The following is a 13704-nucleotide window of genomic DNA, read 5'->3' on the forward strand; positions in this document are numbered from 1 at the left end:
TCATGATGACCAAAGCGCTTGATTTTACGTCCGGTTACGATTCACGACGCCCACCGATGATGGGCCATAATGCCGTTGCCACGTCGCAGCCGCTGGCGGCGCAGGCGGGAATGAAAATGCTGCAGTTGGGTGGCAACGCCGTCGATGCGGCCATTGCTGCCGCGATGGCGCTGACGGTGGTTGAGCCGACCGGCAACGGGATCGGCAGCGACGCCTTTGCCATCGTCTGGGACGGTGAAAAACTTCACGGCCTGAACGCATCCGGGCGCTCGCCGGCCAGCTGGCATGCGGATCTGTTTGCCGGCAAAACGGCGGTACCGGAAATCGGCTGGGAAGCGGTGACGGTGCCTGGGGCTGTGTCCGGCTGGGTTGCCCTGGCGGAACGTTTTGGCAGGCTGCCGCTGACCACGCTGGCGCAGCCTGCGATTGACTACGCGCGCAACGGTTTCCCGGTCTCACCGCTGATTGGTCATCTCTGGCAGCGCGGCTATAACAAGCTGAAAGATCAGCCGGGCTTTAGCGCCTGCTTTGCGCCGGAAGGCCGCGCACCGCGCGTGGGAGAGATCTTCCGTAACCCGGCGCAGGCTAATTCGCTGGAGCTGATTGCCGAAACCAACGGCGACGCGTTTTACCGCGGCGAGCTGGCGCAGAAAATTGCCGACTTCGCCCGGGAGCACGGCGCGCACCTGACGGCTGAAGATCTGGCAAACCACCGCGTGGACTGGGTTGACCTGCTGTCGCGCGACTTCGCGGGCGGCTCGGTACAGGAGTTGCCGCCAAACGGGCAGGGGATCGCCACGCTGATTGCGCTCGGTATTCTGGAGCAGTGCGGCATTGAGAAGCATCATCCGGACTCCGTGCAGTCCCTTCACCTGTCCATCGAGGCGATGAAGCTGGCGCTGGCGGATCTCGACCGCTACGTGGCGGATGAAGAGCACATGGAGTTTGCAGCAAAAGAGCTGTTGAGCGACCATTATCTGAAGTCGCGCGCGGCGCTTATCGACCACGATAAAGCCTCTGATTTTGTCTACGGCTCCCCGACGCAGAGCGGCACGGTCTACATCAGCACCGCCGACGCCAGCGGGATGATGGTTTCGTTTATCCAGTCCAACTTTATGGGCTTTGGATCAGGCATCGTGGTGCCGGACACCGGGATCAGCCTGCAAAACCGGGGCTGTGGATTTGTGCTGGATCCTAATCACCCGAACGCGCTGGCGGGCAGCAAGCGTCCGTTCCACACCATCATTCCGGGCTTTGCGATGGACGGCAACGGCCAGCCGCTGATGTCCTTCGGCGTGATGGGCGGCCCGATGCAGGCGCAGGGGCACATGCAGATGGCGCTGCGCATTATGCTGCACGGGCAAAACCCGCAGGCGGCCATCGACGCGCCGCGCTGGCGCGTGGTGCAGGGCAGGGAGGTGATCGTTGAATCGACGTTCGATCGCAACACGATTGCCGCGCTGCGTGAACGCGGGCATCAGATCGTAGTGGAAGATCCGCTCCAGGATTACAACTTCGGCGGAGCGCAGGTGATTTACCGCATGCCGGAAGGGCACTACGTGGCCGCGACGGAAAGCCGCAAAGACGGGCAGGCGTTAGTGAGTTAATGTTTATCCCCCTAATGCGAGCAGCGAACAATCCCCTCTCCCCTTTGGGGAGAGGGTCAGGGTGAGGGGAAAATTTCACCCAATGCTAAACGGATCCGCATCCTGCCACGCCGGAAACTTCTCCCGATACTCCTTCAGCGCCGTTAACGACAGCTCGGCATCAATGCGCGTCGCCTGATGCGGCTCGGCGGTGGCAATAATCTCGCCCTGCGGATTCACCACCCGGCTGTCGCCGCGGTAGTGATGCCCGTTGCCGTCCGTTCCCACGCGGTTACAGCCCACCACGTACGCCTGGTTCTCAATCGCGCGCGCCACCAGCAGCGCCTGCCAGTGCAGCGAGCGCGGCGCGGGCCAGTTGGCGACATATAGCGCCAGGTCGTAATCGTTGCGATTGCGCGACCACACCGGGAAGCGCAGGTCGTAGCAGACCAGCGGCAGGATGCGCCAGCCGCGCCACTCAAACACCACGCGTTCGTTACCGGCTTCATAGTGATGATGTTCATCGGCCATGCGGAACAGGTGGCGTTTATCGTAAAAATGCACTTTTCCTTCCGGCTCCACCAGCAGGAAGCGGTTCACCGATCCGCGCTCCGTCTGCAGGGCGGCGCTACCGGCGATCAGCGCGTTGGTCTGCTGCGCTTTGGCATTCATCCAGGCGACCACCTCTTCCTGCGGCATCGACTGTTTAGCCGCTTCCATCGCGAAGCCGGTGGTAAACATCTCCGGCAGGACAATCACATCTCGCCCGGTAATTTCTTCCAGTTGACGATCAAAGTGGCGCAGGTTGGCAGGGCCATCCATCCACACTAAAGGCTGCTGCAAAATCGAAATCTTCAAACCAGGCACGATACAGACTCCTCAAACGACCCCTTTTTGACACTGTAGCACGTCATTACGAGAAAATGTGGCAATAAAAAACCCCGCACCGGGCGGGGTTTGTCAGAGCGAAGCGGGTTATGCCGCTTCAGGTTTGCGGTGCTTCTCCGGCAGCTTTACCGGCTGCGTCGCCAGCTCTTCCGGTTCGAAATCATCCACGTTAATACTGCGCAGACGGCTCTCTTCGGCTTTCACCAGCAGCGCAGCTTCGTCGTTATTGATAATGCCACCGGCCAGCGCCTGTTTCGCCAGTTCGTCCAGACGGGTAAACGGCAGGTTTTTACCCAGCTGTTTACAAATTTTCTGGTGAATCGGATCGGCGGCCATCACGTCCAGCAGCGCCTCTTCCAGCAGGCCCACCGGGTTATGCGGCGTTGGCGCCAGATACTGACCGCGGCCGATACGGGAGCGGGTTGCGCTCGGAACCTGCAGGATCTTCGCCACCTTGTGGTCCAGTTTGTCCGACGGCGCCAGATGATGGCGACCGGTCGGGAAGATCACCGCGCGCAGGGCGCCCGCCACGAAGCGGTTCGGGAAGTTGGCCAGCAGGTCGTCAATCGCCTGTTCCGCCTGATACATTGCATCTTGTACGCCCCAATGCACCAGCGGCAGATCCGCTTCCTGACGGCCTTCGTCGTCGTAGCGCTTCAGGACCGCAGAGGCCAGGAAGATCTGGCTCAGCACATCACCCAGACGGGCAGAGATACGTTCGCGACGCTTCAGGCTACCGCCCAGCACCGCCATAGAGACGTCAGACAGCAGAGCCAGGTTGGCGCTCAGACGGTTCAGATGCTGGTAGTAACGTTTGGTCGCATCCCCGGTTGGCGTTGCGCTGGTCAGGCCGCGCGTCAGGCCGAGCCAGAAGCTGCGCACCTTGTTGCTGCCCACGTGACCGATATGTTTGAACAGCAGCTTGTCGAAGGCATCCACGTCGTTGTTCTGCGCGGCGGCCATCTCTTCCAGCACGTATGGATGGCAGCGAATCGCCCCCTGGCCGAAGATCATCATGCTGCGGGTCAGGATGTTTGCCCCTTCCACGGTGATGGCAATCGGTGCGCCCTGATAGCCACGCGCCAGGAAGTTGCCTTCGCCGAGCATAATGCCTTTACCGCCTGCGATATCCATCGCGTCAATAATCGACTGCTGCGCGCGGTGGGTACAGTGGTACTTCACAATCGCGGACAGCACGGCCGGTTTTTCGCCCAGCATAATGCCGTAGGTAATCAGGGATGCTGCGGCGTCCATCACGTAGGCGTTGCCCGCGATACGCGCCAGCGGCTCTTCGATACCTTCCATCTTGCCGATGGAGATTTTGAACTGACGGCGGATATGGGCGTACGCGCCAATCCCCATCGCTACCGACTTCAGACCGCCGGTTGAATTCGACGGCAGGGTGATCCCGCGGCCCACCGACAGACATTCAACCAGCATGCGCCAGCCCTGACCGGCCATTTTCGGGCCGCCGATGATGTAGTCAATCGGCACGAAGATATCCTGACCGCGGGTCGGACCGTTCTGGAACGGCACGTTCAGCGGGAAGTGACGACGGCCAATTTCAACGCCCGGAGTAGAGGTTGGGATCAGCGCACAGGTAATGCCCAGATCTTCCTCTCCGCCCAGCAATTTTTCCGGGTCGGAGAGCTTAAACGCCAGGCCGAGCACCGTGGCGATAGGTGCCAGGGTGATATAGCGTTTGTTCCAGGTCAGGCGCATGCCCAGTACCTGCTGGCCCTGCCATTCGCCCATGCACACTACGCCGGTATCCGGGATTGCGCCTGCATCGGAGCCCGCTTCCGGGCTGGTCAGCGCGAAGCAAGGGATTTCCTGACCGCGCGCCAGGCGCGGCAGGTAGTGATCTTTCTGCTCTTCCGTACCGTAGTGCTGCAGCAGCTCGCCCGGCCCTAAGGAGTTCGGCACGCCGACGGTAATCGCCAGGATCCCGGAGACGCCCGCCAGCTTTTGCAGGACGCGAGCCTGAGCGTAAGCGGAGAATTCCAGACCGCCGTACTCTTTCTTAATGATCATCGCGAAGAAGCGATGCTCTTTCAGGTACGCCCACAGTTCCGGCGGCAGGTCGGCCATCTCGTGGGTGATAGCGAAGTCGTTTGCCATGCGGCACGCTTCTTCCACCGGGCCGTCGATAAAGGCCTGCTCTTCGGCGGTCAGACGCGGCTGTGGATAGTTGTGCAGCTTTTTCCAGTCCGGGTTGCCCTGGAACAGATCGCCTTCCCACCAGGTGGTACCGGCGTCAATCGCTTCTTTCTCCGTGCGCGACATCGGCGGCATCACTTTACGGAAGCCCTTGAACACCGGCGCGGAGATCATCGACTTGCGCATCGGGGCCAGGTTAAACGGCAGAAGAATGATGGCAAGAGGGACTAAAATCCAGATATTCCAGAGGCCTGCGACGCCAAGCGCAGCCGTCCAGGCCAGAAGAATCAGGCTGCTCAGGAATAAACTGACGCGGTGATAGAACAACACACCGAGCAGTACAACGGTTGCGAGAATGCTCAAAATCATCATAAAGAAAAGCTCCCTTGCTTGTAGGAGGTCTGACCACTTGTGATGATATGGTTGTAGTTGATGTGAATTCCTTTAGCAATGTGTTTACAAAATAATTACAACCTGGTTCACATTGTTCGTGTTTTCGCCGGCACAAAAAATCAAAACGCCGGACGATTCGCATGGCTTTAGCTTCTCGCTTTTCCCGCTATCCGGTACACTCCACTGTGTTATTTCATCAATACTGAAGGATTATCCTCATGTACCAGGATCTTATTCGTAACGAACTGAACGAAGCGGCGGAAACGCTGGCGAACTTTCTGAAAGATGATGCCAATATTCACGCTATTCAGCGCGCAGCGGTCCTGCTGGCCGACAGCTTCAAAGCCGGTGGCAAAGTACTCTCCTGCGGTAACGGCGGTTCCCACTGTGACGCCATGCACTTCGCCGAAGAGCTGACCGGACGCTATCGCGAAAACCGTCCGGGCTACCCGGCGATTGCGATTTCCGACGTGAGCCACATCTCCTGCGTAGGCAACGACTTCGGTTACGACCACATCTTTTCCCGCTACGTTGAGGCAGTAGGCCGTGAAGGCGACGTGCTGCTGGGTATCTCTACCTCCGGTAACTCCGCGAACGTGATCAAAGCGATCGCCGCCGCGCGTGAAAAAGGGATGAAGGTCATCACCCTTACCGGTAAAGATGGCGGTAAGATGGACGGTACGGCGGATATCGAAATTCGCGTTCCGCACTTCGGCTATGCAGACCGCGTTCAGGAAATTCACATCAAAGTGATCCACATCCTGATCCAGTTGATCGAAAAAGAAATGGTTAAGTAAGGCTTCGCTGGGGGGCGCCAGCGCCCCCCGCAGTTGTGGAGTGGAGGTAATCTATGTGCGAACTGCTCGGGATGAGCGCCAATGTGCCAACCGATATCTGCTTTAGTTTCACCGGGCTGGTTCAGCGCGGTGGAGGAACCGGGCCGCACAAAGACGGCTGGGGCATCACCTTCTACGAAGGCAAAGGGTGTCGCACGTTCAAAGATCCGCAGCCCAGCTTTAACTCACCGATTGCCAAACTGGTGCAGGATTACCCCATTAAATCCTGTTCGGTGATCGCGCATATTCGTCAGGCAAACCGCGGCGAAGTGGCACTGGAAAATACCCATCCCTTTACCCGTGAGCTGTGGGGCCGTAACTGGACCTACGCGCACAACGGGCAGCTCACGGGCTATAAGTCGCTGGAGACGGGGAACTTCCGACCGGTTGGCGAAACGGACAGTGAAAAGGCCTTCTGCTGGCTGCTGCATAAGCTGACGGAACGTTATCCGCGTACGCCCGGCAACATGGCCGCCGTATTCAAATACATCGCGACGCTGGCCGCTGAACTGCGAGAAAAAGGCGTGTTTAACATGCTGCTGTCTGACGGGCGCTACGTGATGGCGTTCTGCTCGACGAATCTCTTCTGGATCACGCGCCGCGCGCCGTTTGGCGTCGCTACGCTGCTCGATCAGGATGTGGAGATAGATTTTCAGAAAGAGACCACACCCAACGATGTGGTCACAGTCATTGCAACGCAGCCGCTGACGGGCAACGAAACCTGGCAAAAGATTATGCCAGGCGAGTGGGTGCTATTTTGTCTCGGGGACCGTGTAATTTGACGCCAGCTGTGGATGGACAACTTCGTGGCTCAGCGGTTTGCTGACCACGTAACGGCCATCGACGATAGAGACCACTGGTGGTTTGTGGGTCTGCTCAAAGTAGTCATAACCTGGCTTCAGCTGTTTCCAGAAATCGGCGTAGTAAGAGTACTTATGGCGCGCCATGTTGGCATCCGTCATGCGGAACGGGTAGATGCTGACCTGAACGTTAGGCTGCCCAAAGACCAGTGCGCCGGTCACGAACTGGAAAATCTCATCAATGCCGGAATCGGTCATCGCGTAGCAGCCGACAGACACGCAGGCACCGTGGATCATCAGGTATTTCCCTTCATAACCGTGAGCACGGTCATAGGCGTTCGGGAAACCGATGTTGATCGCTTTATAGAAGCGGCTATCCGGCTTTAACTGGTTGCGCTGAACGTTGTAAAACCCTTCCGGACTCTTGAAATCGCCCTGACGCTGTTTCGGGCCCAGCCCGCCGGAATAGTTACAAATCTTGTAGCTATCAAGCAGCTGATACGTCTCGCCCATTTTTACAAACAGATCGAGCGTGCGCTCTTCCTTGAAGATTTGAATATAAACCGGGGATCCCATTAACTGCTGTTTATATTCTTTGCTGATCGGCGTCGTGGAGCTGTTGCTGCTGAGCAGCCCGGCAAACGACATGCACGGAATCAGAAGCATCGCAATGAACAATGCGATTTTACGCATACTACTAGTTCCTTGATAAAACCATGACCAACTTGCCAGGACGGCAAAAGAGACCCGAAATCAGATTATTCTGTTAGGAGCGCTCACATTAGCACCGCTATAGATTTTCGCAAGAGCCGGGCGGTGAGTTTACAAATTAGTTTTACTTTATAAACCATCAAATACCCGCTGGCTCCAGGAACTTTGCGTAATAGCTCGCATTTTGGCGCGCCCGACGGCGGATTACCTGCCCGTCAGAAGGGGAAAATGTTACACTTCGCGCCCACTGGATTGTTGTTTATGGAAACCTGCTAACCACATGTTTAAAATAAAAAAAGGACTTAATCTGCCGATTGCAGGCGTGCCTGAGCAGCACGTCTCGTCTGGCGCAAGCGTCCGTCATGTCGCAATTTTAGGTGACGATTATCTGGGAATGCGTCCTTCAATGCTGGTGCAGGAGGGCGATCGCGTGCTCAAAGGGCAGGCACTCTTTGAGGACAAAAAAAATCCCGGCGTCATGTTCACGGCCCCCGCCAGCGGCACCGTTGTGGCGATCAACCGCGGCGAGCGTCGCGTGTTGCAGTCGGTGGTTATCCGCATCGAAGGCGATGAACAGCGTGAGTTTGCTCGTTATGATGCGGCAGACCTCGCGACGCTTAGCCGCGAAGATGTGCAGGCTCAGCTGCTCGCGTCCGGCCTGTGGACGGCGCTGCGTACGCGTCCTTTCAGCAAATCGCCCGTTCCTGATACCGCCCCGGCCGCTATTTTCGTTACGGCCATCGACACCAACCCGCTCAGCGCGGATCCGCAGCCCATTATTCTGGCGCAGCGTAAAGCCTTTGATGCCGGGCTGACCGTTCTGACTCGCCTGACGCCCGGAAAAGTGCACGTTTGCCAGGCCGGGGGCGGCAAGCTTGGCGGCCATCCTCAGGGGCAGGTCACGTTTAATGAATTTTCCGGTCCGCATCCGGCGGGGCTGGTCGGGACCCATATCCACTTCCTTGAGCCGGTGAGCCTGAAGAAACAGGTCTGGCACCTTAATTATCAGGACGTCATTGCCATCGGTAAGCTCTTTACCACGGGTGAACTCTGCGCTGAACGGATCGTCGCTATCGGCGGGCCTCAGGCCGCCAACCCGCGTCTGGTTAAAACGCTTCTGGGAGCAGACATTAATGAACTGCTTGCGGGGGAAACGAAAGAGGGTGAAAACCGCCTGATTTCCGGTTCGGTACTCAGCGGCCGCCGCGCTGTAAATGCGTACGCGTACCTGGGACGTTTCCATCTTCAGGTGAGCGTAGTTATGGAAGGGCGCGAGAAAGAGCTGTTCGGCTGGGTTCTGCCAGGTGCAGAAAAATACTCCGTCACCCGCACCACGCTGGGCCACTTCCTGCGGCACAAGCTGTTTAACTTCTCTACCAGCACGAACGGCGGCGAGCGCGCGATGGTCCCGATTGGCAACTACGAACGTGTAATGCCGCTGGATATTCTACCCACCGTGCTGCTGCGCGATCTCCTGGCCGGCGACACCGACGGCGCGCAGGCGCTCGGTTGTCTTGAACTGGATGAAGAAGATCTGGCGCTCTGTACCTATGTGTGTCCAGGTAAATACGAATATGGACCCGTATTGCGCGAGGTGTTAACCCGCATTGAGCAGGAAGGATAACCATGGGATTAAAACACCTCTTCGAAAAAATTGAGCCGCACTTTACCGAAGGGAAGCTCAAAAAGTACTACCCGCTGTATGAAGCAACGACGACCATTTTCTACACCCCGGGTCTGGTAACGAAAGGGGCAGCGCACGTTCGCGATGCCATCGATCTGAAACGCATGATGATCCTGGTGTGGTTTGCGGTCTTCCCGGCCATGTTCTGGGGCATGTACAACGTCGGCCTGCAGACCATTCCGGCGCTGCACCATATGTACGACGCCCAGCAGCTGGCGCAGGTGATCCAGTCCGACTGGCACTATCGTCTGGCCCAGTCGCTGGGGGTAAGCTTTGCTGCAGACGCGGGCTGGCTGAGTATGATGACGCTGGGCGCGGTCTTCTTCCTGCCGATCTACATGACCGTCTTTATCGTGGGCGGCTTCTGGGAAGTGCTGTTCGCCATCATCCGTAAACACGAGATCAACGAAGGTTTCTTTGTTACCTCCATTCTGTTTGCCCTGATTGTTCCGCCTACGCTGCCGCTCTGGCAGGCGGCGATGGGGATCAGCTTTGGCGTGGTGATTGCCAAGGAGATCTTCGGCGGGACCGGACGGAACTTCCTCAACCCGGCGCTGGCGGGGCGTGCGTTCTTGTTCTTTGCTTACCCGGCGCAGATTTCGGGCGACCTGGTATGGACGGCGGCGGACGGTTTCTCCGGCGCGACGCCGCTTTCTCAGTGGGCGGCAGGCGGCGGTGAAACGCTGGTCAACAATGCTACCGGCCAGCCTGTGACCTGGTTCGACGCGTTTATTGGCAACATTCCGGGCTCCATTGGTGAAGTGTCTACCCTGATGATTTTGATCGGCGGGGCCATCATCCTCTTTGGCCGCGTGGCGTCCTGGCGCATCGTCGCGGGCGTCATGCTCGGCATGGTGCTTACCGCCACGCTGTTCAATCTCATTGGTTCAAACACGAACCCAATGTTCTCCATGCCGTGGTACTGGCACCTCGTGCTGGGAGGCTTTGCGTTTGGCATGATGTTCATGGCCACCGATCCCGTCTCGGCCTCCTTTACCGACAGAGGTAAATGGTGTTACGGCGCGCTCATTGGCGTGATGTGTGTACTGATTCGCGTGGTCAACCCGGCCTATCCGGAAGGAATGATGTTGGCCATTCTGTTTGCCAACCTGTTTGCGCCGCTGTTCGACTACCTGGTCGTGCGCGCCAACATTAAGCGGAGGAAGGCGCGTGGCTGAGGTTAAAAATAACGACAGCATCAGCAAAACGCTGCTGGTGGTTTTGGTACTGTGTCTGGTTTGTTCCATCGTGGTTGCCGGTTCTGCCGTAGGGTTGAAACCGCTGCAGCAGGAACAGCGCGCGCTGGATAAACAGCGCAACATCCTGGCCGTAGCCGGGCTGATGCAGGAAGGCATGACGAAGGACGACGTCGCGGCCGTGTTTGCTGAACGCATTACCGCACGGCTGGTGGATTTAAAAACCGGCGAGCTGATGGATAAAGACCCGGCGAAATACAACCAGGCGCTGGCGCTGAAAGATCCGCATATGAGCACCGCGCTTGACGCCTCGCAGGATCCGGCAGGTATTAAGCGCCGCAGCAACATCGCGGAGATTTACCTGGTGCGTGACGAGCAAAAGCGCGTGCAGGAAGTGGTTTTGCCCATCTACGGCAACGGCTTGTGGTCAATGATGTACGCCTTTGTGGCACTGGATACCGATGGCCGCACGGTCAAAGGCATCACCTATTACGATCAGGGCGAAACGCCAGGGTTGGGGGGGGAAGTTGAGAACCCTAACTGGCGTGCGCAGTTTGTCGGTAAAAAAGTGCTCGACGACAGCGGCCAGCCTGCGCTGAAGGTGGTGAAAGGAGGCGCGCGTCCCGGTGATGAATTCGCCGTTGACGGCCTTTCCGGCGCCACGCTCACCTCTAACGGGGTACAGCACAGTTTTGATTTCTGGATGGGTGAACTGGGCTTTGGCCCCTTCCTGAAAAATGTACGTGAAGGAGCGCTGAACAATGGCTGATACGGGTGAACTGAAAGAAGTTAAAAAAGTGCTGATTGGCCCACTTTTAGCCAATAACCCGATAACTCTGCAGGTGCTGGGCGTCTGTTCTGCCCTGGCGGTGACCACCAAACTGGAAACGGCGGTGGTGATGACGCTGGCGGTAACGCTGGTAACGGCGTTCTCCAGCATGTTTATCTCGATGATTCGCCACCACATCCCCAACAGCGTGAGGATCATCGTGCAGATGGCGATCATCGCCTCGCTGGTGATCGTGGTCGATCAGCTGCTGCGCGCTTTCGCCTACGAAACGTCGAAGCAGCTTTCGGTGTTTGTCGGCCTGATTATCACCAACTGCATCGTGATGGGGCGCGCTGAAGCCTACGCCATGAAAATGCCGCCGCTGGCGAGCTTTATGGACGGTATTGGCAACGGCCTGGGTTACGGCGTAATCCTGCTGACGGTCGGTTTTCTGCGCGAGCTTATTGGCAGCGGCAAGCTGTTTGGCGTTCAGGTACTGGATACGGTACAGAACGGCGGCTGGTATCTGCCGAACGGCCTGTTCCTGCTGGCCCCAAGCGCATTTTTCATTATCGGTTTGCTGATCTGGCTGATTCGTACGTTGAAGCCTGAACAGCAGGAAAAGGAGTAACCGACGATGGCTCATTACCTGAGTTTATTTGTGCGCGCGGTGTTTGTTGAAAACATGGCGCTCGCCTTCTTCCTGGGCATGTGTACGTTCCTTGCCGTTTCTAAAAAGGTTTCGACGGCATTTGGCCTGGGCGTGGCGGTCACCGTTGTGCTGGGGCTTTCGGTTCCGATTAACAACCTGGTGTTCAACTTCGTGCTGCGGGACAGCGCGCTGGTGGAGGGGGTTGATCTTAGCTTCCTGAACTTCATCACCTTTATCGGGGTGATTGCGGCGCTGGTGCAAATCCTGGAGATGATCCTCGATAAGTATTTCCCGTCGTTGTACAACGCGCTGGGGATCTTCCTGCCGCTGATCGCGGTGAACTGCGCCATCTTTGGCGGCGTCTCGTTTATGGTGCAGCGTGATTACAACTTCAGTGAATCGGTGGTGTACGGCTTCGGTTCCGGTATCGGCTGGATGCTGGCGATTGTCACCATGGCGGGGATCCGTGAAAAAATGAAATATGCCAACGTGCCCGCTGGGCTGCGCGGCTTAGGGATCACCTTTATCACCACCGGCCTGATGGCGTTGGGCTTTATGTCCTTCTCCGGTGTGCAGCTATAAGGGCTAACAGATGGAAATTATTCTTGGCGTGGTGATGTTCACGCTGATAGTACTGGTGCTGTCAGGGCTGATTCTGGCGGCGCGCGCAAAGCTGGTCAATTCCGGGGATGTGATCATTGATATCAATGACGATCCGCAGAACCAGATCCGCACCCCGGCAGGGGATAAACTGCTTAATACGCTCTCGGGGAACGGGATTTTTGTCTCGTCAGCCTGCGGTGGCGGTGGTTCATGTGGGCAGTGCCGTGTGACGGTGAAAGAGGGAGGCGGGGATATTCTGCCAACTGAACTGTCGCATATCACGAAGCGTGAAGCGAAAGAGGGTTGCCGCCTGGCATGTCAGGTTGCGGTGCGCCAGAACATGAAGATTGAGCTGCCGGAAGAGATCTTCGGCGTGAAAAAATGGGAGTGCGAGGTTATCTCGAACGATAACAAAGCGACGTTCATTAAAGAGCTTAAGCTGCGTGTCCCTGAAGGGGAGAGCGTCCCGTTCCGCGCGGGGGGCTATATTCAGATTGATTGTCCGGCGCACACCGTGGCGTATGCTGACTTCGACGTGCCCGATGAATACCGGGCCGACTGGGATAAATTTAACCTCTTCCGCTTCGTTTCCGAGGTAAAAGAGCCAGCGCTGCGCGCCTACTCCATGGCTAACTACCCGGAAGAGAAGGGCATTATTATGCTCAACGTGCGTATCGCCACGCCGCCACCGAATGTGCCTGATGCGCCGCCGGGCGTCATGTCGTCATATATCTGGTCCCTCAAGCCAGGCGACAAGGTGACGATCTCCGGCCCGTTCGGTGAGTTCTTTGCCAAAGATACCGACGCGGAAATGGTCTTTATCGGCGGCGGTGCAGGTATGGCCCCGATGCGCTCGCACATCTTCGACCAGCTCAAACGTCTTAGCAGCAAGCGTAAAATCAGCTTCTGGTACGGTGCGCGTTCGCTGCGCGAAATGTTCTACGACGATGAGTTCGAGCAGCTGGCGCGTGAGAACCCTAACTTTACCTTCCACGTGGCGCTTTCCGATCCGCAGCCGGAAGATAACTGGACGGGCTATACGGGCTTCATCCACAACGTGCTGTATGAAAACTACCTCAAACAGCATCCGGCACCGGAAGACTGCGAGTTCTATATGTGTGGTCCGCCAATGATGAACGCCGCGGTGATCAAGATGCTAAAAGATCTCGGCGTGGAAGATGAGAACATCCTCCTTGATGATTTCGGAGGCTGATCGTGTTGACCTTTCTGGCAACCTTCGCGGTGTTTGTGCTGGTGATCTTCGGGATGTCGTTGGGCTGGATCATCAAGCGTAAAAGTATTCAGGGCAGCTGTGGAGGCATCTCTTCCATCGGGATGGAAAAGGTGTGCGACTGCCCGGAACCGTGCGATGCACGTAAAAAACGGATGGCTCGGGACCAGCAGAGGATCATCTAGAAAAAGGCCG

Annotated in this window: 13 protein-coding genes; 10 read left to right on the forward strand and 3 right to left on the reverse strand. The window is 57.4% G+C overall.

Annotated features, from left to right (window positions below):
• Positions 1-5 precede the first annotated feature (5 nt).
• A complete protein-coding gene (locus V1603_RS07685) occupies positions 6-1607 on the forward strand; it encodes a gamma-glutamyltransferase family protein (RefSeq protein ID WP_116341733.1) in 1602 nt (533 codons plus the stop codon).
• 75 nt (positions 1608-1682) lie between these two features.
• Here V1603_RS07685 and V1603_RS07690 read toward each other — a convergent pair whose 3' ends face one another.
• Together V1603_RS07690 and fadE are read right to left on the reverse strand one after the other, a co-directional pair.
• Positions 1683-2453: an amidohydrolase gene (locus V1603_RS07690; RefSeq protein ID WP_395313713.1), complete on the reverse strand. Its 771-nt coding sequence runs from the start codon at positions 2451-2453 to the stop codon at positions 1683-1685.
• A 108-nt stretch (positions 2454-2561) separates the two neighbouring features.
• Positions 2562-5006 (reverse strand): acyl-CoA dehydrogenase FadE, encoded by a 2445-nt coding sequence (fadE, locus tag V1603_RS07695; RefSeq protein WP_048957586.1) that lies wholly within the window; start codon positions 5004-5006, stop codon positions 2562-2564.
• 239 nt (positions 5007-5245) lie between these two features.
• On the opposite strand from fadE, the gene lpcA reads away from it, so the two are divergent.
• Entirely contained in the window at positions 5246-5824 is a 579-nt protein-coding gene (gene lpcA / locus V1603_RS07700) for a D-sedoheptulose 7-phosphate isomerase (RefSeq protein ID WP_003863232.1), read from the forward strand.
• 53 nt (positions 5825-5877) lie between these two features.
• Positions 5878-6645 carry a class II glutamine amidotransferase gene (locus V1603_RS07705; RefSeq protein WP_028012073.1) on the forward strand — a complete coding sequence of 256 codons (768 nt, stop codon included), beginning with the start codon at positions 5878-5880 and terminating at the stop codon, positions 6643-6645.
• Here V1603_RS07705 and dpaA read toward each other — a convergent pair.
• Positions 6616-7356, reverse strand: coding sequence for a peptidoglycan meso-diaminopimelic acid protein amidase (gene dpaA, locus V1603_RS07710; protein WP_041911140.1), 741 nt, complete (start codon positions 7354-7356; stop codon positions 6616-6618). The two genes, V1603_RS07705 and dpaA, sit on opposite strands and share 30 nt — an antisense overlap.
• 298 nt (positions 7357-7654) lie before the next feature.
• Here dpaA and V1603_RS07715 point away from each other — a divergent pair, with 298 nt between their 5' ends.
• Genes V1603_RS07715 through nqrM form a run of 7 tightly spaced genes read left to right on the forward strand, consistent with a single transcriptional unit; the run spans position 7655 to position 13694 of the window.
• On the forward strand, positions 7655-8998 hold the full coding sequence (locus V1603_RS07715; protein ID WP_395313714.1) for a Na(+)-translocating NADH-quinone reductase subunit A: 1344 nt from the start codon (positions 7655-7657) through the stop codon (positions 8996-8998).
• Between the two features lie 2 nt (positions 8999-9000).
• On the forward strand, positions 9001-10236 hold the full coding sequence (locus V1603_RS07720; protein ID WP_116341729.1) for an NADH:ubiquinone reductase (Na(+)-transporting) subunit B: 1236 nt from the start codon (positions 9001-9003) through the stop codon (positions 10234-10236).
• Positions 10229-11023, forward strand: a complete 795-nt coding sequence (locus V1603_RS07725) for a Na(+)-translocating NADH-quinone reductase subunit C (RefSeq protein ID WP_395313715.1) — start codon at positions 10229-10231, stop codon at positions 11021-11023. Before V1603_RS07720 ends, V1603_RS07725 begins: the two co-directional genes overlap by 8 nt.
• Positions 11016-11654 carry an NADH:ubiquinone reductase (Na(+)-transporting) subunit D gene (locus V1603_RS07730; RefSeq protein WP_028012078.1) on the forward strand — a complete coding sequence of 213 codons (639 nt, stop codon included), beginning with the start codon at positions 11016-11018 and terminating at the stop codon, positions 11652-11654. The genes V1603_RS07725 and V1603_RS07730 overlap by 8 nt, the downstream gene beginning before the upstream one ends.
• 6 nt (positions 11655-11660) lie before the next feature.
• Complete coding sequence (nqrE, locus tag V1603_RS07735; protein WP_061099102.1) at positions 11661-12257, forward strand: NADH:ubiquinone reductase (Na(+)-transporting) subunit E; 597 nt, start codon at positions 11661-11663, stop codon at positions 12255-12257.
• A 10-nt stretch (positions 12258-12267) separates the two neighbouring features.
• Positions 12268-13491, forward strand: coding sequence for an NADH:ubiquinone reductase (Na(+)-transporting) subunit F (gene nqrF / locus V1603_RS07740; protein ID WP_116341725.1), 1224 nt, complete (start codon positions 12268-12270; stop codon positions 13489-13491).
• 53 nt (positions 13492-13544) lie between these two features.
• Positions 13545-13694: a (Na+)-NQR maturation NqrM gene (nqrM, locus tag V1603_RS07745; RefSeq protein ID WP_192845943.1), complete on the forward strand. Its 150-nt coding sequence runs from the start codon at positions 13545-13547 to the stop codon at positions 13692-13694.
• The last annotated feature ends 10 nt before the right edge of the window (positions 13695-13704 follow it).

The organism is Enterobacter sp. ECC-219, assembly GCF_043966805.1.
GTDB lineage: Bacteria > Pseudomonadota > Gammaproteobacteria > Enterobacterales > Enterobacteriaceae > Enterobacter > Enterobacter cloacae_N.